The organism is Iodobacter fluviatilis (assembly GCF_004194535.1).
In the GTDB taxonomy this organism is placed as follows: Bacteria; Pseudomonadota; Gammaproteobacteria; order Burkholderiales; family Chitinibacteraceae; genus Iodobacter; species Iodobacter fluviatilis_A.
In genome coordinates this window covers 14,790-37,840 of record NZ_CP025783.1, presented here as the reverse complement: position 1 = coordinate 37,840, position 23,051 = coordinate 14,790, and the positions used below count along the sequence as shown (strand labels likewise).

Genomic DNA, 23,051 nt, shown 5'->3' with positions numbered 1-23,051 from the left:
AGGCGTTTTTGAGGTAATGGATCGAATTGACTTTTATCTTATGAAAACAATAAATTTTCACCTAAACCCTAATAAAAATGCCATTTGGCAAAAAAAATGCCTATTTTTGAGGTAATGACGTCAAGAGCTCATTTTGAGGTGTAAATTTAAAGGTCATCTTCTTGTGTAAATGTTGGACACCCTTTTCCTGGGGCCTGAGGCGGGGCGTCAAGCTCAGGGTGATTTGGTGGAGTTTTTGCTAGCCCCGACGTTCAACGCCACACCCTAGTGATGAGAAAATGTGGAAATACTTATTAGTGAATCGCACCGGGTTTCGCGGAGGCTGTTTGGTTTGAGTCAGACCAACATGGCCTGCTCGCTTTGATTACGATAATAATTTGCTTCTGCTTCCGCAGGTGGGATATGACCAATCGACCCAAGCAAACGATGGTGATTGAACCACGAAACCCATTCTAATGTCGCTAGCTCCACAGATTCTAGGCTTTTCCAAGGCCCCAAACGATGAATCACTTCCGCTTTGTAGAGTCCGTTAATCGTCTCAGCGAGTGCATTGTCGTAACTGTCGCCGGTCGTACCAACCGATGGCTCGATGCCTGCTTCAGTCAATCGCTCGGTATATCTAATCGATACATACTGCGATCCACGGTCGCTGTGATGAATCAGCGCTTCTCGCTCCGGTTGCCGCGCCCAAAGGGCTTGCTCTAACGCATCCAGCACAAACTCGGTTTGCATATTGCGACTCACTCGCCAGCCCACGATATACCGAGCGAATACATCAATCACAAACGCCACATACACGAAGCCTTGCCAAGTCGATACGTAGGTAAAATCCGAAACCCAGAGCTGATTCGGTCGTTCGGCGACAAATTGTCGGTTCACATGATCGAGTGGGCAAGCAACGGCAGGGTCTGGGCGTGTCGTGCGCACCGCTTTACCACGCGATATTCCGCGCAAACCTAGGCTGCGCATCAAACGCTCAACGGTACACCGCGCCACAAGATGCCCATCGCGCTTGAGTTGCCGCCAGACTTTGACGGCACCATACACCTGATGATTCTCTTGCCAGACGCGCGTAACTTCACCGCTCAGTTGCTCGTCACGAATGGCACGTTGGCAACGTAACGCGGGATTGCGCTGTCGAGCGACATAACGTCGATAGGCAGACGGAGCGACCTGTAACAGTTTGCAGATCGGCTCGACCCCGTGCTGACCACGATGGGAATCGATGAATGACCTTACGATTTCAAGCGGCGGTCGAGCTCCGCCTGTGCGAAATACGCGCTGGCTAGGCGCAGAATTTCATTGGCCTTTTTAAGTTCGCGTACTTCTCGTTCCAGCGCTTTGATTCGTTCGTTCTCTGCTGAATTTTTGTTGGCTTGAACGGTATCGCCGCCTTGTCGACGGCACCATGTGCGCAGTGTTTCGGGCGTGCAGCCTATTTTGCTGGCAATTGAAACGAGGGTAGCCCATTCGGATGGGTATTCAGCAAGGTGTTCAATGACCATGCGAACTGCTCGTTCACGGACTTCGGGGGAAAAGTGAGTTGATTTCTTCATGGCGCCATTCTCTCAAGAATTGGAGCCTCCGCGAAACCCGGTGCGATTCACCAACGATGCCGCCGGTTTATGCGCCGCCTATCTAGCCTACAAGGCGTCCGATCTCAGCCGCCAAATAGTCCCGCATTCCTACTGCCTGCTACTGCTGCCGGAGGACATGGCGCAAGCGGTTTGGCCGACCTTGGCTGCTTACGATGATTTCTTCGACTATTTTTTTATGGCGAAAGTCGGCCTGAAAGGGCTGCAGGGTTTGCTGGCGGCCGTTGAGCGTCGCACGGAAAGCGGTATTGCCATAGCGCAGCACTTTGGCTGGAGTGTGCTAGCCCCAGCCATTGCGCAAGCCTATGTCAAAATAAAAACAGTGCGCGCCAACGCCCGCAACTGGCTACTGAAATTCCCCGAACACGCCATCACCGGCCTATTACCGGCTGCACTCGGCAAAGCGGGTAGCGCCCGCGATACCGCTGTCACCGTACTGCGCCTGCTGGTTGCCCAAGGCCATACTGAACTGATCCGCCAAGTTGCGGCCCGCTACGAGCAGAAGGCAGTGAATCTGGCCGTGCAGGCCATGCTCGACGCCGACCCGCTGGATGGCTACCCCGCTAAAATCAGCAAGGCACCGGGATTCTGGCTACCACACCTTTGGCCACGACCACTACTGCTGGATGGCACGCCGCTGCCCAATTCGGCACTGGAGCACTTGGGCAGCATGCTGCGTTTCCCGATGACCGAAGGCGTTTACCCCGGTATCGAACAGGTTAAAGCCGCCTGCCAGCGCGAAAGTCTAGCCGAGTTTGCTTGGCATGTATTTCAGCAATGGGACTACTACGCTGGCGTACCCGCCAAGGAGAGTTGGGCCTTTACTGCTCTAGGGTTGCTGGGCACGGATGAGACGGTGCGTCAGCTGGTGCCGCTGATTCGCACATGGCCCACAGAAGGCTTGCTAGCACGGGCGCAAACAGGGCTGGATGTACTGGTGCGAATTGGCAGCAACTATGCGTTGCTACAACTGAACGGCATTGCGCAGAAGGTGAAATCCAAACCACTGCAATTGGCAGCCCAGCAAAAAATGCAGGAGCTGGCCGACAACGCCGGCCTGACCGCCGACGAGCTGGCCGAGCGCATCACGCCCGATCTGGGGCTGGATGCGGCGGGTGGGCTCATGCTGGATTTCGGTCCGCGCCAATTCCACATTGGTTTTAATGAGCTACTCAAACCGGTGGTGTACGACAGCGATGGGAAACGGCTGGCCGATTTGCCCAAGCCCAATGGCAGTGATAACGAATACCGCGCCAGCGAAGCACAGCGTCAATTCAAAGCACTCAAACGCGATGTTAAAGCACTGGCCGATCAAACACTCAAGCGACTAGAACGCGCGATGTGTCAGCAGCGGCGTTGGGAACGCGAAATTTTCGAAAGCACACTGGTGCAGCACCCGCTATTGCAGCATGTGGTGCGCCGACTGGTGTGGGCCTACAGCGCAGGCGAACACATGCAGACTTTCCGCGTGGCGGAAGACCTGAGCTACACCGATGCGAGCGACAACACCATCAGCCTGCCTGCCACTGCTGTCATCGTGTTAGCTCATCCATTCAATCTGGTGCCCGCCATCGTCGCGAGCTTGAGCCAACTGTTTGCTGATTACCAACTAATCCAGCCCTTTGCCCAACTCAGTCGAGAAGTCTTCCGCGCTAGCAATGCGGATGCGGCAGTGACCGAGGCGCTGAATAAGGCCGTGCCGACCAATGCCCTACGTGGTTTGGAAAGCCGAGGCTGGGAAAAAGGGAATAATTTTAGCGGGGAAATCGGCAGCTACCGCACCCAACTCAGCGCCGATTGTCATGCTGAACTGCATTTTGAACCGCCGTATTCTTTAGCCGTCGCCGATAAAACCCTGCGCCATCAACTCGATCATTTGACTCTGGAAAACAAAGGTCAGCCTGTTGCCGCAGCACAGTTGGATGCCATCGTCCTAAGCGAATTACTACGTGATCTTTACCATCTAAACAATTAAATTACCTCCGGCAAAGCCGGAGGTTTATTGCTGGGGCGCCTCGAAGGCGCTGGTAAATCAGGAGCCGCCTAAAGGCGGCTAGAGGCCTAGCTTCATTTGATCGTAACGATCATCCTCTTTTGCCTGATTACGAATGTAGGATCGAACCATCTCTTCATCCAATCCAACTGTCGATACAAAATATCCTCGAGCCCAAAATACCTCTCCCGTGAAATTTCGTTGCCGCCCACCAAACTGACGTGCAATTGAAATAGCACTCTTCCCTTTAATAAACCCAACGACATTCGATATCGAATGCTTTGGCGGCACGCTCAAGCACATATGCACGTGGTCAATCATCAAATGGCCCTCAACAACGAGGCACTCCCGTTGCTTTGCCAGCTCACGGAATATCTCTCCGAGGTGCTTACGCAACGCGCCATAAATCACTTTCTTGCGCCGCTTTGGAATAAACACGATGTGACATTTACAGTCCCATCTCGTGTGGCTCAAACTTTGATATTCTTTCACTTTGAAACGCCTTCTTTTGGTCGAGATAGAAGTTTCAAAGCGACCGACGTATAGGTCAAACCTTGGTGAGTCCCCCGGCAGAGCCGGGGGTTTACCTCATTAAACTAGGGTCTGTTCTGATTACGTGTTGATGAATGATTTTGAGTCGCAGCATTCCCTCCCCTTGACGGGTGAGGGTTAGGGAGGGGGTGATGCTACGGAGTGCATTTTAGGCTCAACACCCCCATCCCAGCCTTCCCCCGTCAAGGGGGAAGTGCATAGCTCACAGAAAAAGGATTTAATTAAGTTACAACTGCCTATGTTTTAACGCATCAACACCAAATTTGTAAACGCCCAACAATTAACAGGTATAGGCAGCTAGCCATTATGAATAAGAGCACAGAGAACAATACCCAACCATGGCTATCCGAAACGGATGAGCTACCGCTAACGAAAAAACAAGCTGAAGCCATCCTGCCCAGCCGGCGCAATCCTGGCAAAACGGCCAAATTGAATGCCCACGAAGCATGGCAATCGTTCCGGCAAACCTTGCTGGCACACGACCCCGCCAGCTGGCAGCACCAGCATCCCTCGGATGAACTGGCGACCGCCTTTGACGAAGCGACGGCGCTATTGCAGCAAGCTGAACCCGCTCCTGCCAGCGATGCAGCTTATGCCATCCTACTGCGCCGCGCCATGCAGTGGTCGGCGCGACTGCAATCAGCACCAATCCATGGCTGGGACAGTTCGACCATCAATGCAGTCGCCGCTTGGCAAGTGTGCATGAGTGCCATCGAGCTATTTCGTCTGTGTAGCCAGTTTTTATTGGCCACTCTGGGCTACGAGCGCACGCTTGGCATTGTGTTACAGGCGCTTCGCTTTCGGCTGGAGCTGCAAAATGATAGCGTGAGCATCAGCCGCGAATTTTTCTACGAGGCGGTGACTCAGAGTAATACTTACGAACCCAGCCTGCTCAATGTGCTGACCGGCGATCTGACGCTACGCTGCGCGCTGGCCCAAGCCGATGAAGCAGTCTGGCTGCGTTGCGTCGAACAGATACAGGCTGCTTTTGACAGCCAGCATGTACTCCATCGCATCTATCTGCTGTGGCTGCTGCCCGATTGCCACGACTGGGTGAAAGCCGAAACGCTAGCGCTATGCCAAAGTCCCCTAAAAATTGCTCACTGGTTCACCCCCTTGCTGACCATCGCACCGGACAGGGAAACCGTACAAGCTTTACGCACCAGCAAGGCGTTTTACATACTGTACGATGGGTTCTCACAACTGTTACGCACGCATGGCGTCATTGGTGTGCCGACCAACTGGTCAACCTGGCTGCCCAATCTGGTGCAGCAACTGGGAATGGACGCGCTGCCCGAAATCATCCGCAACTATGACGAAACGACCGTGAGGAACTGGCTGGGAACGGTCAATCATCCTTTGGTACTGCGTAGTTTGGCCGAGCGAGCTGGACAGGATAATACTGCCCTTGAACATTTTAGTAAGGCGTGCCAACGCTGGCCTTTGACCGCTATCGCCGTTTTAGCCGACTTACTCAGCACAAAGACTGACAAAAAACTACCGTATGCCAAACAATGGCGCGATCTGTTGGACCAACTTTTGCAACAAAACGCCGATGCCGCCACGCAATTACAAGCGTGGATTAGCGTAGAAGCGCATACCTTCCTATTGCAGCGCAGCAAATCGACGGCAGCGAAACAAGTGTTCGCCGCCAACGAGAAATTGCCTGCCGTACTGGCCAACCCACCATGGCTGAGTCAACAAACTCGTAGCGAAATGCCCGTATTCACACTGGATGTGTTGCCACTCGACCCCATTGAGCGCTGGGACGCACAAGCAAAACAACGTTTTTTAAGCTGCCCAAGCTACAACGAACACTACTGGGGAGGATCAACCGATTTTGAATGGGCACAAAAGGCCATCGACAACACCTCACCAGAAAGCATTTTGGCGGCGCTAGGCTTTCGTCCTTATGAAACCCGATCGGACAGCATCCGTCTGAGTAACGAAAAAAAGCGCCAACACTTGCTCGAGGCACTCAACGCTGGTGATATACCCGAGCTAGCGCTCCGCATGGAAGCGAAAGATGTAGTGTCGCGTATTAGTAGCTATGCCCTGCCCCTACTCAGTGACGAACAAGCCTTATGGTTATGGAATGAATATACGCCATACAGACTAACTGACACGCCCTATCCAATGGCGGTCTATGGCTTGCGCGCCTTACCCGGTCTACTCAAACGCGTCACCCAACCCAATAGTGCCTTGTTGCCCGTGACACTCTACCTTGGCGCACTTGAGTTGGCCGCCATAATGGCTAGAAAATACCGAGGCAAGGTGAAAAGCCAGCGCGAGCTGGGGCAGCAATGGCTGCTCAATTTCCCCGAACACAGCATCACAGCGCTACTCCCTGCTGCGCTAGGGACGCAAAGCGAAGCGCAAGATGAAGCCCGTTTAGCGCTGCGTCTACTAAGAGAACACGGCTATGCCGAGCTGATCCGGCAGTGTGCGGCACGCTATTCATCTGACGATGTCATGGCGGCGGCTGAAGCATTCATCAGCGAAGACCCGCTTGATCGCTTCCCGAGCAAAATCAGCAAGATGCCCGCTTACTGGCAACCATGCAGCTGGCGACGTCCGGTGTTGGCCAGCAATGGCAAGGCGATCCCCGACAGCGCGGCGGAGCATTTGGCGACGATGTTGCGCTTTCCTTTGGCGGGAGGTCGTTATGCGGGCTTGGATCAAGTCAGTGCCGCCTGCACCCGCGACTCACTGGCTGATTTTATCTGGGATGCCTTTCAAAACTGGCTTACCGGTGGTTCGCCATCGAAAGACAGCGTGATTTTTCAACACCTCGCGCCATATGCGAATGATGAAACTACACGCAAATTGGGTACCTTGGTGCGCCAATGGTCAAGTGATTCGATTTGGGTGCGCGCCATTGCTGGGCTGGACATGCTAACTCAGATCGGCACCGATGTCGCGCTACTGCAAATTAATAGCATCGCCTTCAGTTGCAAGAAAAAAACCATGCAGGAGCGTGCCAAAGAGAAAATCGCCCAGATTGCCGAGGAAAGAGGACTCACCGTTGCCGAAATGGAAGACCGCCTCGCGCCCGATATGGGCTTAGATCAAAATGGCAGTTTGCGTTTAGATTTTGGCCCTCGGCATTTCACGCTGAGCTTTGATGAGACGCTCAAACCCTTTGTTCGTGATACTGAAGGGCTACGTTTGGCTGATCTGCCCAAACCCCGCAAGACCGATGATGAGGCAATGGCCAAAGTAGCCACTCTACAATTCAAAGGGTTGAAAAAAGACGTCAAAACCATCGCCAGCCAACAAATTCGCCGCTTAGAGCAAGCCATGTGCCAACGGCGGCGCTGGCCTGTGGCGGTGTTTGCTGAATTTCTGGCGCAGCATCCACTCATTCGTCATTTAGTACAAAGACTGGTTTGGGCAGTGTATCCCATCAACGATGATACGCCACTGTGCTTATTCCGTGTAGCTGAAGATGCCAGTTACAGCGATGCACAAGATGATGCATTGACCCTGCCAGAAGGCGAAATATGCATTGGCTTGCCACATCCGCTGGATATCAGCGCAGAGGACTTAGCCGCTTTTGGTCAATTGTTTGCCGACTACGAGTTATTGCAACCCTTCCCGCAACTGTCGCGCCCCGTTTACCGACTCAACGCCGAAGAAGCAGCCAGCAATGTGTTATTGCGCTGGAATGGCAAAACCACGCCTTCTGGTCGCGCCTTGGGTTTAACCAATAAAGCGTGGATACACGGCTCAGTGGAGAACATGAACTATCAGGATTTCGTCCTTCCATTGCAAAATGGGGTATCACTTCGCCTCGATATTTCTCCCGGTGTGCCCTTATTCGCACGGGAGGCGGGTGAAACACAAACCGTAGAAAAAGTGAGTTTAAATCGCAATATAAATGAAGTGATCCCATTTGGTAGCCTCGATGCGATTACCAGTAGTGAATTAGTCCATGAATTAGAGATGCTAACTCAGTAAGGGTCTATCTACACAACCAATATTAATAAATAGCCACACAAGAAGACCCTTAATAGAGAAAATCATGGACCAGAAAAACTTACAGCGCCCGCCTGCCGAAATGACCTATGCCGATGAATTGGCGCGCTTGCGGGATAGTGATTCATCACCACGGCCACCGGGTTGGCAAATGAGCTTGAATGCCGCGCGCAAATTCATTTTGGGTGATGCCAAGCTAAAGATCAGCGCCAAGATGGTCGCTCCGGTGGCGGCGATTGAACGGATGTTGGTGACACTGGCAACGGGCCGTGGCTTGATGTTAGTCGGTGAACCGGGCACCGCGAAATCGATGCTATCCGAATTATTAGCGGCAGCGATTTCGGGTAATTCGGGCCTGACCATCCAAGGCGGCGCGTCGATTAGCGAAGATCAAATTAAATACTCATGGAATTACGCCCTGCTGATTAATGAAGGCCCTAGCCCCAAAGCGCTGGTACCAGCGCCCTTGTATCAGGGCATGCAGCTGGGGCAGATTGTGCGTTTTGAAGAAATCACCCGTGCGCCATTGGAGGTGCAAGATTGCTTGCTAGGGATGTTGTCGGATCGGGTGATGGCGATCCCTGAACTCAGCGGTGAACACGCCATGCTGTATGGGCGCGCCGGTTTTAATATCATTGCCACCGCCAATACCCGCGACCGCGGCGTCAATGAAATGAGCGCGGCATTGAAGCGCCGGTTTGATTTTGAAACGGTGTTCCCGATTATGGATTTCGCGCAGGAATTGGCCTTGGTGTCGGCCAGCTCGGCCAAACTACTCGCACAAAGTGGCATTCCGCATACCGTGCCAGAATCGGTACTGGAATTACTTGTCACCACCTTCCGCGATTTACGCGGCAGTACGCAGCAAGCAGCGGGCGACAACAGCATGGATAAACTCACGGCAGTGATGTCCACCGCCGAAGCGGTCAATGTCGCACATGCCGTTGGCGTGCGAGCATGGTTTTTAGAGCAAAGAACGGGTACGCCAGCCGATTTGGTCGATTGCATTGCGGGTACGGTAGTGAAAGATCATCAAGATGATCGCAATAAATTACAGCGTTATTTTGAGCAAAAAATCAACCGGCGTAGTGGCGAACATTGGCAAGCGTATTACACTGCGCGTCACCGTCTGCCATGAGCGCGGTCGAGATTATTGGCGTTCGGCACCACAGCCCCGCTTGTGCACGGCTGGTGGCCGAACGGATTCGGCGCGAATCGCCAGCTTGGGTGCTGATCGAAGGCCCAGCCGATTTTAATCCGCGCTTGGATGAGCTATTTTTAGGCCATCAACTGCCGTTGGCGATTTATAGCTATTGCAATATCGGCTCGAAATTCAGCCGCGCCTCATGGTCGCCACTGGCCGAGCATTCGCCCGAATGGCAAGCTTTGTATGAGGGACGTGCCGCTGGCGCACAGCTGGCATTTATCGATTTACCCGCCTGGCACGATGCTTTTGCCGAGGTCAGTAATCGTTACGCCGATGTGGCCGACGCCGAACAAGAAGCCCGCGCCGAGCAGTACGAGTTTGAGCTAAGTCGCCAATTGGGCATCGAAGGCCGCGATGCGCTGTGGGAGCATTTGTTTGAAGGCGATTGCAGTAGCGATGATTTGGCTGACCGCCTGCAGCAGTATTTCATCCATCTGCGCGGCGACAGCGCTGGCAGCACAGGCAACCAACAACGTGAGGCCATGATGTCGAGCTGGATTGCGTGGGCGCAGCAATTTGGCAAAGTGATCGTGGTGTGCGGCGGCTATCATGCGCCAGCTTTGGCTCGCATCTGGCCACAATGTACGCCACAGCTCTTGCCCAGCAGCGCACCAGAACTTCCGCAATTGGCAGAACATCTAGCAGAGGTATTGGCTGATGAACAAGATATGGAAATCCATAGCGGCTCATACCTAATACCCTACACCTATAAACGGCTGGATGCTTTTCAAGGCTATGCATCTGGGATGCCGTCGCCCTCGTTCCAGCAAGCAATTTGGCAGCATCAACTCGCTGGCGCGGGTGAGCAATTATTACGCGACGTGATGCAGCGGCTGCGGCAAAAGAAACTCCCCGCCTCCACGGCTGATGTACAAGCGGTGCATGTCCGCACCCACGCTTTAGCACGCTTACGCAGCCATAGCTCGCCTTTGCGCTGCGATTGGTTGGATGGCTTGGCGGGCAGTTTAATTAAAGATGCATTAGATGCGCCCTTACCATGGACGTATCGCGGCCCCTTGCGCCGTTGCACCGAACCGATTCTGGTCGAAATTATGGATGTACTTGCTGGTGATCAAGCCGGAAAACTAGCCGCGAATACGCCACAGCCACCCTTGCTAAAATCAGTCTACGCCGAGCTTGCAGCGCATGATTTAATGCCACCCCAAGCACTCAATTTATCCTTGCTGACGCCAGCCGAGCGGCAACGTAGCCAGATTTTGCATCGGCTACGCATTTTGCAAATTCCCGGATTTCAGCGCACGACAGGCCCCAATTGGGCGATGTCGGGTGAACGCAGCGAACAATGGTCATTAAGCCAACCGTTTGAACAACAATCGGCCTTGATCGAAGCGGCAATTTACGGCGCAAGTCTTGAAGCGGCAGCACTGGCCAAGCTCAGCGAGCTGGCTTCGGGCTACAGCAAAAGTGCTGATTTAGCGCAATTACTCAATACCGCAGCGATGGCGGGTTTGTCTGACTTTAATCCTGCCTTGCTGAGCCGCTTGCAAAATGCCATCACGCAAGAGCCGCAATTTGATGCGCTGGGCAGTACCTTGAGTTTGTGCCATGCGCTGTATCGGCACGGCCATGAACTGGGCATGGCGCAAGCACCCGCCTTATTGCAATTGCTGCACACGGCCTTGGATCGTGTGCTGTGGCTGGCCGAAGATCATTCGGCCGTTGCCATTGCGGATCAAAGCGATCACCTTGTCACTTGGCAAGCCTTGCGGCATTTAATCCGCGATGCGCTGGCGCTTAATAATGCAGAATTGTCGCAATTACCGCATGCCCGCGCATTAGCCATTTGGCAACGCAAAGCCGCGCATCTGCAAGCGGCGGCACTCAGTCGCGGCGCGGCCTTGGGCTGCTTATTGAGCGTGAATCAATATGCGGCTCAAGACGACGACCGCGTTTTAGATCAAGCGATTGCATTATTGGCTACGCTAACCGCCGCGCATTTAGGCGATGCTTTGCAAGGTTTATTGGCTTTGGCTCGACATGAACTGGCTGAAAATCCGCGTTTTATTCAAGCCTTGGATGCATTGATAGGCCAACTTGATGATTTGGATTTTGTGCTGGCGCTCCCCGCCATGCGCGCCGCCTTCAGCTGGCTACCCAGTCGCGAGCGTGGCACATTGGCGCGCTTAGTGCTCACACAACAAGGCGTACATGGTGTGAGCGCAGGTGAGTTAGTCGCCCGATTCCATATCGATCCCGTGGCGCTGGCCAAACAGCAGCTATTAGAACAACAAGCTATGCAACGCTTACGGCACTGGGGTTTGTGCCTAGCGCCTGATGATAAAAAAATGCAAGGTATATGCAGCTAGATGAATAACAACAATACCGCCCTTAAGATACCCAATAATCTACAACGCTGGCGTTTATTACTCGGCGAAGCGGCTCAATCCCAATTAGGCAATTTAAGCGGCGAAGCGATGGCTGCCGATGCGGCGTTGGAATGGCTGTACGGCCGCGATCCTGATCGCGCGGCGCGGGGCGAGCGCGGGGCAACGCTAGATCCTTCGCAACTGACAATTCCCGATTGGGTCAACACCATCCATACGCTGTTTCCACAAGAAGTGATCGAACGGCTGGAACGTGATGCCGTTGAGCGTTTTGGGATTGTGGAAGTCGTCACCAATCTGGATGTGCTGTCCCGTATTGAGCCATCGGAATCATTACTGCGCGCGGTGCTGCACACCAAACATTTGATGAATCCCGAAGTATTGGCGGCAGCACGCAAAATCGTTGCCGCCGTGGTTCAGAAAATTATGGAAAAACTAGCCCGCGAAGTGCGGCAAAGTTTTAGCGGCACGCGGGATCGACGTCGCCCATCGTTGCGGCCGGTAGCGAGTAATTTTGACTTTAAACGCACGCTGCGCGCCAATTTACACCGCTGGCATCCCGAGCATAAAAAACTGTATATCGAAACCCCGTTGTTCATGAGCCGCAGTAAACGGCACACCGAGCAATGGGATATTATTTTATTGATCGATCAAAGTGGCTCGATGGTCGATTCGGTGATTCATTCGGCGGTGATGGCCGCCTGCTTATGGCAATTACCAGGCATGCGCACGCATCTGATCGCCTTTGATACCGAATTCGTCAACCTCACCGCCGATGTCAGTGACCCAGTGGAATTATTGATGAAAGTGCAATTAGGTGGCGGCACGGACATCGCCAAGGCCATGCGTTACGCGCAATCGCTCATTCACAATCCACGCCGCAGCATTGTGGTGTTGGTGAGCGACTTTTATGAGGGTGGCAGCCCGCACGAATTAGTTCGTCTGAGCAAAAGCATGGTGCAATCAGGCTGCACGGTGCTCGGTCTTGCCGCACTCGATTCGGCTGCCAAGCCCAATTACGACCGCGACATGGCGCAGCAATTAGTCAATGTCGGCGCACATATCGGGGCCATGACACCCGGTGAATTGGCAGCATGGCTGGCTGAAAAGGTACAACAATGAACGCGCTTCGCCCCGATTTATTAGCTCTCAGTAGCGAAGCTTTAATCGCGCTAAGCAATGCAGGTTTTGTTAAAAAAGCACAAAAAGACCTTAGTGAGGGCAAATCACCCGAACTGAACAGTGAAAATGGTGAACTGATTGCTCGCTATAGCGATGGTCATATCAGCACCTTGCCCGCTGGTGCAGGACTGCGCGATGCCCGCTGCACCTGTCCAGCCAATGGTTTGTGCCGCCATCGCGTCACCATGGTGTTGGCGTATCAACACCAAGCCAGCATGGCAAACGAAGCAGAAAATGAACCGACTGCCTCCAGTCACGAAGCTGCTGTTGAGACATGGAGCCCTGCACTGTTTAAAACCGAGCTGGAAACATTACCTAGCAGCCTCCTCAAACGTGCCTATCGTTTAGCGTCCGCCAATACCTTAATCCGCCTCACCGCATGGCAAAGCGACAGCCCCACCCCTACTGCACATTTACCCATGTGCAGTGTGCGTTTTTTTTCCAGTCACAGTTTGAGTCATGCGCGCTGCGATTGCAGTGATCAACAAGTCTGTGAACACATCGCCTTAGCTGTCATGGCCTTTGCGCAAGCGCCGACCGAAAACTGGACGCAATTAAATGTCACAGTCATACCGCCACAGCAGAATGCTACGGCGTACGATTTATTTTCTTCAGAAGCCGCCATGGCCCTCGATCAGGCCATTCAAACCATTGCCTTGCAACTTTGGCAAGAAGGCAGCAGCCAGCCACTCCATCATCTGGAAGCCTTATTTGCTCAGGCTTTACAACTCGCCGAGAGCCTAAAATGGCGCTGGGTGCTTGAAAGTTTGACCGCCTTGCGACAAGCCTTGCTGGATCAAGCAGCCCGTTCCAGCCGCGCCCATCCGGAGCGCACCTTGGCCTTACTGTGTGAATTACAAGCGCGCTGGACCAGCAGTCGCTATGCCTGTCAGCCCGATGCGCCAAGCACACCCCCCCTGCTGCCTACTTGCTGGGTCTTGGCATCCAAGGTGAAGTCGCGCTGGATCATTTACGATTAGTTAGTCTAGGGGCGCAGCTCAGCCGCGACGATCAAAACGAATCGGTACAAATTATTTTTTGTGATCCCGATACCTTGGCGTTGATGGTGATTGAGCACGAATGGCCACATAGCGAACCGAGCACGCCGATCTTGCAACGCCGACTACTGAGCCAACCGCTGCATAAAATCATGCAAAGCCAAATTGTGACGCAAGCTGCCAAACGCCACGCCAATGGCACGCTCAGCATCGCCAACACCGCTCGTCATAGCAATATTTTGCCGATGATGCACGATGCATGGCAACAAATCGCACATCCCCTACGCCATCCCAATGCACAAAGCTTGCAACGCTGGTTGCAGCAAGCCGACCCAGCCTTTGCCCAACCCCAACAGGTGGTTAGCCAGCTCTATCTCTTGCCGGTCACTGAAATCCTCGCATGGGGCTGGGATGCCAGCAGCCAAACCTTACGCGCCAGCCTGCAATGCGGTGAGGATGAGCAACTTGATCAAGTGGAATTAAGTCTGCATTACTCGGCCTGCGCACCACAGGCCATCGATATTTTGGCAAAAATTCTACACGATGACGCGCTCAGCATGATCTCTGGCTGGGCGCACCGCCATGGTGAACGTTTATATTTTGAACCCATAGCCGTCTGCGACAAAGATCGAGTCATCATGCTGCAAGCACAGCAAACAGCACAAAGCATTGAGATGCCATCGTGGCAGGAGCACGCCACACTCGCCCCTTTGCACGACTTATTACAACAAAGCCGAGCCCTACTCGCCCAATGGCTACTACAAGGATTGATTCATTTAGGCAGCAATATTGCGCAAAAAGTGCAATACCGAGCGCAGCAACTCCGCCAGCATGGACTAGGTGAATGCGCTGAACGCCTGCAACGCGCCTTGAACTCACTGCAAAGTAGTGCACCAGAGCAGATGCCCCACTATTTAACTGAACTGTATTACTTAATATTTGAATATGAAAAAGAACAGTCCACCGTAAAAGACGTCATAATATTACCTGATTAACTATCCATCTCAGCTTTCTTACACAGCCACTTCTCCGGTCGTGGCGAGCACATTGCGCTCGCCTAATGGAGATTGCTTAATATGAACACCAATGCTTAAGACTAAATCAGTCAATAATAATATCGTGAATGTCCGCAAAGGCCGAGGAGCTAGCGCTCGCGACACAATTTGAGCGTCTGCAATCAAGGTCATTGCAGACGCTCATTTGGCCTAAAATTGTTGCGCCTCAGCGTCTAGCGGCCTGTCGCTCAGTCTAACTCAGTCGTTTCAACCGAGCATCAACCCTCGTTTGATGGTCGCTAAACTGGTAAGCGGAGAGGTGACGTTCGATGGATTTGGGTGGAGAAGTTGAGTAAGATTTTGCACCTCTAAATAAGCTTTCGTTTTTAGGGTAAGATGTCGCCCTTAAACGGTTGCTCTTTACGCCGCCTCATTTTGCGTTTCGTTAATGCTTTAACGCGGCGCACCGTATTGCCCCCTAGATTAAAAAGAATTCGTATGACTCAAAAACTCACCCTCCAACAGCTCGAGTCCTATCTCTGGACTGCGGCCGATATTTTGCGCGGCAATATGGATGCGTCGGAATATAAAGATTACATTTTCGGCATGATGTTCTTGAAACGCTTGTCCGATAGCTTTGATGAAGAGCAGGAAAAAGTGCTAGCTCATTATCTGAGTATTGGTAAGACGCAAGCGCAGGCAGCGGTGCTGGCGCAGGATGAAGATGAGTACGATCAGACTTTCTTTGTGCCCGAACGCGCCCGCTGGAATACGCTGAAAGATTTAAAGCACGATATTGGTGCCGAGCTAAATAAAGCCACCGAAGCGATCGAAGAGCACAATAGCAGCCTAGAAGGCGTATTGGTTTCGATCGACTTTAATATCAAAAATAAATTATCTGATAAAAAGCTGGGCGACTTACTCAGCCACTTTGGCCAGCATCGCTTGCGTAATGAAGATTTTGAATCGAGCGATTTACTAGGCACGGCTTACGAATATCTGATTAAGATGTTTGCCGATTCTGCTGGTAAAAAATGCGGTGAATTCTATACGCCTAGCGAAGTCGTGCAATTACTAGTGGCTTTACTCAAGCCCCATGCCGGAATGCGGATTTATGACCCTACCGTTGGCTCGGGCGGGATGCTGGTGCAAACGCGTAATTATCTAGTGCAGCATGGCGAAAATGCCGCCAATCTGTCGCTATATGGCCAAGAAATGAATCTGAATACTTGGGCCATTTGCAAAATGAATATGTTTTTGCATGGCGTATTCAATGCAGATATCCGCAAGGGCGACACCTTGGGCGATCCTAAGCATATTCAAAACGGCGAGTTAATGACGTTTGATCGCGTGATCGCCAATCCACCCTTTAGCTTGGCCGCTTGGGGCAAAACCGAGGCCGATAACGATGGCTTTGGTCGCTTCCCCTACGGCACGCCGCCGAAAGATTCGGGCGATCTAGCCTTTGTGCAGCATATGATTGCCTCGCTGAATAACGATGGCATGATGGGCGTGGTAATGCCGCACGGCGTGTTATTCCGTGGCTCCAGCGAAAAAGCCATTCGCCAAGGTATTTTGAACGACGATTTGCTAGAAGCCGTGATTGGCCTACCTGCGGGCTTGTTTTACGGCACCGGCATCCCAGCCAGTCTGTTGATCATCAACAAAGCCAAGCCAGCTGAGCGTAAAGGCAAAGTACTGTTTATCAATGGCGAGCTGGATTATGCCGAAGGTAAAAATCAAAACAGCCTACGCAGCAGCGATATAGCAAAAATCGTCACCACCTTTGAGCAATACAGCGATATCAAGCGCTACGCTAAGGTGGTCACGCTGGCTGAAATCAGCGACAACGATTACAACCTAAATATCCGCCGCTACGCCGATACCTCACCCCCTCCCGAAATTTTTGATGTGCGTGCCTTGCTGCATGGTGGCGTGCCCGTGCGCGAAGTGAATGACGATTATATTCAGGAAGAAATCCTGCAAGGCTTTGATGTCACGGCTGTTTTCACGCAGCGCGATGCAGATTATTACGATTTCAAACCGGAAATCACCAGCAAAGAAATGATTCGCACATTATTGCCTGCCGATCAGCAAGCGCTGATCGCCCAGTTTGAACGCTGGTGGGATAAATATCGCGTGTCGCTGCATCAATTAGATGCACAAGTGGCAAAGGCCGAAGGCGTGATGAAGGATTACTTGGCGGAGCTGGGGTATGAATAAACTGCCGCAGCAGGATGCGCTGTTTCAACAAGTTAGCCAGCTTATTCAGCAGGCGCGCCATCAGATTCAGCGCAGCGTCAACACCGCCATGGTGCAAACCTATTGGCAAATCGGCAATTTGATTATTGAGCATGAACAGCAGGGCGAAAGCCGCGCCGCCTATGGCAAACAACAACTAGAGCTGCTCTCTGCCCGTTTGAGTGCAGAGTTTGGCAAAGGCTTTGATGTCACTAATTTACGCAATATGCGGCGTTTTTATGAGGCTTTTCCAATTCGGGAGACAGTGTCTCTCGAATTAAGCTGGTCGCATTACAACCACTTGGCGCGGATTGAAAGCCCGAGTGCCAGAGAGTGGTATCAGCAGGAAGCCGTGCAACAAGGCTGGAGTGTTCGTGCACTAGAGCGCCAAATCAGCGTGCTGTATTACGAGCGATTACTGGCCAGCCAAGATAAAGCCTCGGTCGAGGCCGAAGCAAAAACCAACACCCAGCTTTTAGCGCAGCAGCCACAAGATTATTTGCGTGACCCCTATATTCTGGATTTTCTCAATCTGGATTCAGGCCGCTATCAAGAAGCCGATTTAGAACAGGGCATTATCAATAACCTACAGCAATTTTTATTAGAACTCGGCAAAGGCTTTGCATTTGTCGAACGCCAACAGCGCATTCGTACGGATGATCAGGATTTTTATATTGATCTGGTGTTTTACAATTTCAAACTTAAATGTTTTTTGCTGATTGATTTAAAGCTCGGCAAACTCAGCCATCAGGATGTCGGGCAAATGCACACCTATATCCGCATTTACGATCAGCATAAAAAAGGCGATGACGACAACGCCACCATCGGCTTGATCTTATGCAGCCAAAAAAGCGAAGCCGTCGTGAAATACTCGATCCTCACCGACAGCGAGCAAATGTTCGCCGCCAAATACCTGCCCTATTTACCTAGCGAAGCCGAGCTTAAACACGAGCTAGAACGTGAACGCGCATGGGTGCAACAACAGCTTGGGGTGAGTCATGATGAATAAACAGCAATTTGGCGGGGTTGGGGTATGAGTAATCAAATTCCACGTGATTGGCGAGCGCAGCGGTTAGCTGACATGGCAAAAATTGGTTCGAGCAAGCGTATTCTGCAATCTGAATATGTGTCAGAAGGAGTGCCTTTTTTTAGGTCAAAAGAGGTAATTCTTCGTAGTAAAAAACAGTTTATAAGAGACACTCTTTATATTTCAAAAGAGAAATTTAGCGAGCTAAAAAAAAAATTTGGCGCGCCTAAACAAGATGAAATTTTAGTAACCGCTGTAGGGACGATTGGCGTCATATACTTAATTGAAGACTTAGAATTTTATTTTAAAGACGGGAATTTGCTATGGATTAGAGAAATAGACAAAACGGTTAGCCCGAGTTACCTTGCTAAATATCTAGATTCAGACGTATTTCAAACGGCAATAGATAGAATAGCAGGAGGCTCAAACCAAGCCGCATTAACTATTGAAAAACTAAGTGAGCTTGAATTCAACATCCCGTTATTTGCCGAACAACAAAAAATCGCCGCTATTCTCACCGCCGTTGACGACGTAATTGAATCCACCCAAGCGCAAATCAATAAACTCAAAGACCTGAAAACCGGCCTGATGCAAGAGCTATTAACTCAAGGCATCGGCCACGCCGAATTTAAAGACAGCCCAGTCGGCCGAATTCCGAAGAGTTGGGAGGTGATGACTTTATCTGAAGTTACAAACGTAATTGACTCTTTGCACCAAACGCCAATATTTTCACCTACTGGCTACCCAATGGTTAGGGTAACAGATATTAAATCTGGGAAAGTTAATTTAAAAAATACCGTAAAAGTTGATGCACTAATTTTTGAAGAATTTATTAAAAAATACAAGCCAGTGAAAAATGACTTGTTAATGAGTCGCGTAGGTAAGTAGTTAAACAAAAGTTATCTTGTATTTTGTACCGAACAAAAACAAAATATTTTTTACGTTTTCCTTCAAACAACCATAGCTTTTGTAAGCCGACATCGGCAGCCATTCATACTTCAATTTGCGCCACAGAATTTCAATCAAGTTCAGCTCAGGACTATAAGTCGGCAAATAATGTAAACAGACCCCTTGGGCGATCCAATCGTCAATTTTGGCTTTAAATACACCACTGTGATGGGTTGGCGCATTGTCGAGCACGACTAAACAGGGCACTTTAGTTGCGGCATATTCTTCAGCGTACCGCGCAGCAAATGCATCAAAGGCTTCGATCACATGTCCTGAGTTAACACTTTCTTCAACAAAATGGCATTGACCTTCATTCTTCCGATTGATAAAACCCAGTATATTCAATCGCTTGCTGCGCTTACTGGGTAACTCTCTCGTCTTACCTATTTCCTGCCACGCATACGGAATACTGGGTGTTAAACTCGCGCCAGATTCATCAAAAAAGTAAATATTGAATTTACCATTCGTTTCTTGTTCACGTAAAAATACAGCGACCTCTTGGCTTCTGCGAAAATGTGTTTCATCTCGCAGGCCGCGCAATGAGGCGCGACACCGCTTCCAGCCGTAGTTAAAATTTTTTAATTGCGCGACGGTAGGTAATTAACTCCGCTTTTTTGCCGGATTTATCCTCAAATTGCGCCACAGCCATTTTTAATTGATGTGGATTCTCATCAATCAATATTTTCAATTCTTGCAAATCGCCTTCTGTCAGCACAGCGGGTCGGCCTAAACGCACCTCATCTTGTAGCCCCCTGAGTCCTTGTGCAGCCCAAGCATCCAGCCAAGCACTAATTGCATCGCGGCCAATGCCAAACACCTCGACCAATTGTGGAATGAATCGCACCGGGTTTCGCGGAGGCTCCAATTCTTGAGAGAATGGCGCCATGAAGAAATCAACTCACTTTTCCCCCGAAGTCCGTGAACGAGCAGTTCGCATGGTCATTGAACACCTTGCTGAATACCCATCCGAATGGGCTACCCTCGTTTCAATTGCCAGCAAAATAGGCTGCACGCCCGAAACACTGCGCACATGGTGCCGTCGACAAGGCGGCGATACCGTTCAAGCCAACAAAAATTCAGCAGAGAACGAACGAATCAAAGCGCTGGAACGAGAAGTACGCGAACTTAAAAAGGCCAATGAAATTCTGCGCCTAGCCAGCGCGTATTTCGCACAGGCGGAGCTCGACCGCCGCTTGAAATCGTAAGGTCATTCATCGATTCCCATCGTGGTCAGTACGGGGTCGAGCCGATCTGCAAACTGTTACAGGTCGCCCCGTCTGCCTATCGACGTTATGTCGCTCGACAGCGCAATCCCGCGTTACGTTGCCAACGTGCCATTCGTGACGAGCAACTGAGCGGTGAAGTTACGCGCGTCTGGCAAGAGAATCATCAGGTGTATGGTGCCGTCAAAGTCTGGCGGCAACTCAAGCGCGATGGGCATCTTGTGGCGCGGTGTACCGTTGCACGTTTGATGCGCAGCCTAGGTTTGCGCGGCATATCGCGTGGTAAAGCGGTGCGCACGACACGCCCAGACCCTGCCGTTGCTTGCCCACTCGATCATGTGAACCGACAATTTGTCGCCGAACGACCGAATCAGCTCTGAGTGTCGGATTTTACCTACGTATCGACTTGGCAAGGCTTCGTGTATGTGGCGTTTGTGATTGATGTATTCGCTCGGTATATCGTGGGCTGGCGAGTGAGTCGCAATATGCAAACCGAGTTTGTGCTGGATGCGTTAGAGCAAGCCCTTTGGGCGCGGCAACCGGAGCGAGAAGCGCTGATTCATCACAGCGACCGTGGATCGCAGTATGTATCGATTAGATATACCGAGCGATTGACTGAAGCAGGCATCGAGCCATCGGTTGGTACGACCGGCGACAGTTACGACAATGCACTCGCTGAGACGATTAACGGACTCTACAAAGCGGAAGTGATTCATCGTTTGGGGCCTTGGAAAAGCCTAGAATCTGTGGAGCTAGCGACATTAGAATGGGTTTCGTGGTTCAATCACCATCGTTTGCTTGGGTCGATTGGTCATATCCCACCTGCGGAAGCAGAAGCAAATTATTATCGTAATCAAAGCGAGCAGGCCATGTTGGTCTGACTCAAACCAAACAGCCTCCGCGAAACCCGGTGCGATTCAGTTCGGAACGCACTGCGTTCCGAATTGAGCTGGACGCACTATCGCTTCTTGCTTCGGGTTGAAAATACACAGGTGCGTGAGTGGTATATGCACGAAACTGCTAACCAAAATTGGAGCCGCCGTTTACTGGAGCGCCAACAACGCCCCGCCGGGCGTTCCTCATCTTGTTAAAAGCGTCCAGAATCGCTTAATGGGGCAAGTGATGCCACAGTGGGAAACAGTGAAAAGCCGACTGGATGGAATGGCGAATGTGCTACTTAACTGAGTTATGCGTAATGCATCTCTCACCTTAACCCCCTTAGTCACGATAACTGTCATTATCGTGACTGCTCGCATAGAATGAATTTTGGTGGCAAAGTAATGGTTTGAATATTGAGGGATGGTTTGTTTTGGGGCTATTACTCACTATTATTTGTAAGAAATTTTTTGGGCTTTTTGTAATAGAATCTGTGAAGCGTTGTTTGATAAAAATTTGCTATTGGAATACGTGATGAGCGATTTGGTGATTAGCCTGGGGTTTAGTGGTGTGCCTGTGGAGCTGCAAGCAAATTTTGCTGCGGCACTGGCGTATCTGCGTGCGCAAGTTTCGCCGGCTACGCTGCGTGCTTATCAGTCTGATTTCAAGATTTTTTGTAGCTGGTGTGATCTGCATGGCCTTTCCAGAGTGCCGGCAACGCCTGAAAGCCTGATCCTGTTTTTGGCTAATCAGGCGCAAGGGGGGATTTCGGCTGTAACGCTGGAAAGGCGGATGGCTTCGATTCGCTATATTCATCAGCTTAAAAATATTCCATCCCCAACCGATCATGTTCATGTTCGGGCCACTTTGGCGGGGATTAAGCGCACGCATGGCAGCCAGGCCCGCCAGCAAAAAGAACCTTTACTTGATCATCAGCTATTAGAGATGCTGGCATTCACTCCCAATACACTTGCGGGCGCTCGCGACCGGGCTATTTTGGCGCTTGGATTTGCCGGGGCTTTCCGGCGCAGCGAACTGGCTGCGCTTGAGTTTGCTGATCTTAAATTTGATCGTTTGGGCCATCTTATTTGCAATATTCAGCGTAGTAAAACGGATCAATCTGGCAAAGGGTTTGAAAAGCCAATTTATAACGGCAGCCAGTTTCAGGCAGTAGTGCGCTTAAAAGCTTGGCTAAATGAAGCCGGTATTACCGAGGGGCCAGTGTTCAGGCGGATAGATTGGGCGGGGGGCGCTACAGAGCAAGCGCTGAGCGGGCAATGGATAGGCCGTGTGGTTAAAAAATACGCAGGCCTTATTGGATTAGAGGTTAAAGATTTTGGTGCACATAGCCTACGCTCGGGCTTTATCACCTCCGCCGGTGAGCGTGATGTGCAGCTGTATAAAATTATGGAAGTGACCGGCCAAAAAGACCCTCGCACCGTATTACGCTATTTACGCCGCGCTAATTTATTTAAGAACCACGCCGGTGATAGTTTCTTGTAATAGATTGCAACGTGCTTTTATTTCCTTTCAATGAAATCTGCAATAGATTGGCCTCTGGCACTGGCCACCTCATTCAAAGTACTTTATATAGACAGTCCCGTTTTAGTTCTGGGGCTTGGCCGCTGCTCATGCTTAGTCCCCTTCCCCTTCCCCTTCCCCTTCCCCTTCCCCATTCTCTGCCCTGAGATTTAGCCCTTCCTTCCCCTTCTCTTTTTGCATGAAACTGACTGGGGAAATAACTTATGCCTGCTCACCTAATCCGCCCGAGCTTATGAGCAGTCTTGCTGGAAAACCCCAGCCGAACACCGTGAGCGTGCATATTTTTCTAATGTAGTGCAGGGCAAATCAAGGTATTTTTTAGCGTGGCACTGGGGTCTTTTGTTCGACA

Annotated in this window: 16 protein-coding genes, 2 pseudogenes and 2 other annotated features; of the genes and pseudogenes, 13 read left to right on the top strand and 5 right to left on the bottom strand. The window is 51.3% G+C overall.

The window, feature by feature from the left end:
- Positions 1 to 336: 336 nt before the first annotated feature.
- Positions 337 to 1,556, bottom strand: a protein-coding gene (locus tag C1H71_RS20225; protein ID WP_374704445.1) for an IS3 family transposase whose coding sequence is annotated in 2 segments (ribosomal slippage) — positions 337 to 1,277 and positions 1,277 to 1,556 — 1,221 coding nt in all. Because the reading frame shifts where the segments join, the coding sequence is not laid out codon by codon here.
- Positions 1,165 to 1,281 (bottom strand) — a sequence feature (AL1L pseudoknot). It overlaps the preceding gene by 117 nt.
- A 40-nt stretch (positions 1,557 to 1,596) precedes the next feature.
- Here C1H71_RS20225 and C1H71_RS20220 point away from each other — a divergent pair.
- Positions 1,597 to 3,570, top strand: a complete 1,974-nt coding sequence (locus C1H71_RS20220) for a DUF4132 domain-containing protein (RefSeq protein ID WP_188053800.1) — start codon at positions 1,597 to 1,599, stop codon at positions 3,568 to 3,570.
- 78 nt (positions 3,571 to 3,648) lie between these two features.
- On the opposite strand, the gene tnpA is transcribed toward C1H71_RS20220, so the two are convergent.
- Positions 3,649 to 4,080, bottom strand: a complete 432-nt coding sequence (tnpA, locus tag C1H71_RS20215) for an IS200/IS605 family transposase (protein WP_130108394.1) — start codon at positions 4,078 to 4,080, stop codon at positions 3,649 to 3,651.
- Between the two features lie 366 nt (positions 4,081 to 4,446).
- On the opposite strand from tnpA, the gene C1H71_RS20210 reads away from it, so the two are divergent.
- The 6 genes from C1H71_RS20210 (at position 4,447) to C1H71_RS20185 (ending at position 14,845) form a co-directional block, all read left to right on the top strand.
- Positions 4,447 to 8,100 carry a DUF4132 domain-containing protein gene (locus tag C1H71_RS20210; protein ID WP_130108393.1) on the top strand — a complete coding sequence of 1,218 codons (3,654 nt, stop codon included), beginning with the start codon at positions 4,447 to 4,449 and terminating at the stop codon, positions 8,098 to 8,100.
- 64 nt (positions 8,101 to 8,164) lie between these two features.
- Complete coding sequence (locus tag C1H71_RS20205; protein ID WP_374704469.1) at positions 8,165 to 9,256, top strand: ATP-binding protein; 1,092 nt, start codon at positions 8,165 to 8,167, stop codon at positions 9,254 to 9,256.
- Positions 9,253 to 11,652, top strand: coding sequence for a DUF5682 family protein (locus tag C1H71_RS20200; protein ID WP_130108391.1), 2,400 nt, complete (start codon positions 9,253 to 9,255; stop codon positions 11,650 to 11,652). Before C1H71_RS20205 ends, C1H71_RS20200 begins: the two co-directional genes overlap by 4 nt.
- A complete protein-coding gene (locus C1H71_RS20195) occupies positions 11,653 to 12,792 on the top strand; it encodes a vWA domain-containing protein (protein ID WP_130108390.1) in 1,140 nt (379 codons plus the stop codon).
- The gene (locus C1H71_RS20190; protein WP_130108389.1) at positions 12,789 to 13,832 is read left to right on the top strand and encodes an SWIM zinc finger family protein; all 1,044 of its coding nucleotides are present in this window, start codon (positions 12,789 to 12,791) and stop codon (positions 13,830 to 13,832) included. Before C1H71_RS20195 ends, C1H71_RS20190 begins: the two co-directional genes overlap by 4 nt.
- Positions 13,781 to 14,845: a hypothetical protein gene (locus C1H71_RS20185; protein ID WP_130108388.1), complete on the top strand. Its 1,065-nt coding sequence runs from the start codon at positions 13,781 to 13,783 to the stop codon at positions 14,843 to 14,845. The genes C1H71_RS20190 and C1H71_RS20185 overlap by 52 nt, the downstream gene beginning before the upstream one ends.
- Positions 14,846 to 14,863: 18 nt before the next feature.
- Here the strand turns inward: C1H71_RS20185 and C1H71_RS20845 are convergent, their stop codons facing one another.
- Positions 14,864 to 15,037, bottom strand: a complete 174-nt coding sequence (locus C1H71_RS20845; protein WP_188053798.1) for a hypothetical protein — start codon at positions 15,035 to 15,037, stop codon at positions 14,864 to 14,866.
- 306 nt (positions 15,038 to 15,343) lie between these two features.
- Here C1H71_RS20845 and C1H71_RS20180 point away from each other — a divergent pair, with 306 nt between their 5' ends.
- The 3 genes from C1H71_RS20180 to C1H71_RS20840 are packed head-to-tail and all read left to right on the top strand — an operon-like array spanning position 15,344 to position 19,001.
- Complete coding sequence (locus tag C1H71_RS20180) at positions 15,344 to 17,068, top strand: type I restriction-modification system subunit M (RefSeq protein ID WP_130108387.1); 1,725 nt, start codon at positions 15,344 to 15,346, stop codon at positions 17,066 to 17,068.
- Positions 17,061 to 18,095 (top strand): PDDEXK nuclease domain-containing protein, encoded by a 1,035-nt coding sequence (locus C1H71_RS20175; protein ID WP_130108386.1) that lies wholly within the window; start codon positions 17,061 to 17,063, stop codon positions 18,093 to 18,095. Before C1H71_RS20180 ends, C1H71_RS20175 begins: the two co-directional genes overlap by 8 nt.
- A gap of 24 nt (positions 18,096 to 18,119) precedes the next feature.
- A complete protein-coding gene (locus tag C1H71_RS20840) occupies positions 18,120 to 19,001 on the top strand; it encodes a restriction endonuclease subunit S (RefSeq protein WP_188053796.1) in 882 nt (293 codons plus the stop codon).
- On the opposite strand, the gene C1H71_RS20165 is transcribed toward C1H71_RS20840, so the two are convergent.
- Positions 19,002 to 19,601: an IS630 family transposase gene (locus C1H71_RS20165; protein ID WP_130108385.1), complete on the bottom strand. Its 600-nt coding sequence runs from the start codon at positions 19,599 to 19,601 to the stop codon at positions 19,002 to 19,004.
- A gap of 28 nt (positions 19,602 to 19,629) precedes the next feature.
- Positions 19,630 to 19,905 (bottom strand): helix-turn-helix domain-containing protein, encoded by a 276-nt coding sequence (locus C1H71_RS20160; protein ID WP_130108384.1) that lies wholly within the window; start codon positions 19,903 to 19,905, stop codon positions 19,630 to 19,632.
- A gap of 40 nt (positions 19,906 to 19,945) precedes the next feature.
- On the opposite strand from C1H71_RS20160, the pseudogene C1H71_RS20155 reads away from it, so the two are divergent.
- The 3 genes and pseudogenes from C1H71_RS20155 (at position 19,946) to C1H71_RS20140 (ending at position 22,663) form a co-directional block, all read left to right on the top strand.
- Positions 19,946 to 21,165 (top strand): annotated as a pseudogene (locus tag C1H71_RS20155) (IS3 family transposase).
- Positions 20,221 to 20,337: a sequence feature (AL1L pseudoknot), on the top strand. (Overlaps the previous pseudogene by 117 nt.)
- A gap of 39 nt (positions 21,166 to 21,204) precedes the next feature.
- Positions 21,205 to 21,342: pseudogene (locus C1H71_RS20150) on the top strand (DUF1016 N-terminal domain-containing protein); the annotation flags it as partial.
- A 352-nt stretch (positions 21,343 to 21,694) separates the two neighbouring features.
- Positions 21,695 to 22,663 (top strand): site-specific integrase, encoded by a 969-nt coding sequence (locus tag C1H71_RS20140; RefSeq protein ID WP_130108383.1) that lies wholly within the window; start codon positions 21,695 to 21,697, stop codon positions 22,661 to 22,663.
- Positions 22,664 to 23,051: the final 388 nt, after the last annotated feature.

What these genes read in the sequence shown, in the direction of transcription:
- C1H71_RS20200 (WP_130108391.1), top strand. Translation starts at nt 9,253, where the DNA reads ATGAGCGCGGTCGAGATTATTGGCGTTCGGCACCACAGCCCCGCTTGT.
- C1H71_RS20205 (WP_374704469.1), top strand. Translation starts at nt 8,165, where the DNA reads ATGGACCAGAAAAACTTACAGCGCCCGCCTGCCGAAATGACCTATGCC.
- C1H71_RS20180 (WP_130108387.1), top strand. Translation starts at nt 15,344, where the DNA reads ATGACTCAAAAACTCACCCTCCAACAGCTCGAGTCCTATCTCTGGACT.
- C1H71_RS20195 (WP_130108390.1), top strand. Translation starts at nt 11,653, where the DNA reads ATGAATAACAACAATACCGCCCTTAAGATACCCAATAATCTACAACGC.
- C1H71_RS20140 (WP_130108383.1), top strand. Translation starts at nt 21,695, where the DNA reads ATGAGCGATTTGGTGATTAGCCTGGGGTTTAGTGGTGTGCCTGTGGAG.
- C1H71_RS20845 (WP_188053798.1), bottom strand. Translation starts at nt 15,037, where the DNA reads ATGACCTTGATTGCAGACGCTCAAATTGTGTCGCGAGCGCTAGCTCCT.
- C1H71_RS20840 (WP_188053796.1), top strand. Translation starts at nt 18,120, where the DNA reads ATGAGTAATCAAATTCCACGTGATTGGCGAGCGCAGCGGTTAGCTGAC.
- C1H71_RS20210 (WP_130108393.1), top strand. Translation starts at nt 4,447, where the DNA reads ATGAATAAGAGCACAGAGAACAATACCCAACCATGGCTATCCGAAACG.
- C1H71_RS20175 (WP_130108386.1), top strand. Translation starts at nt 17,061, where the DNA reads ATGAATAAACTGCCGCAGCAGGATGCGCTGTTTCAACAAGTTAGCCAG.
- C1H71_RS20190 (WP_130108389.1), top strand. Translation starts at nt 12,789, where the DNA reads ATGAACGCGCTTCGCCCCGATTTATTAGCTCTCAGTAGCGAAGCTTTA.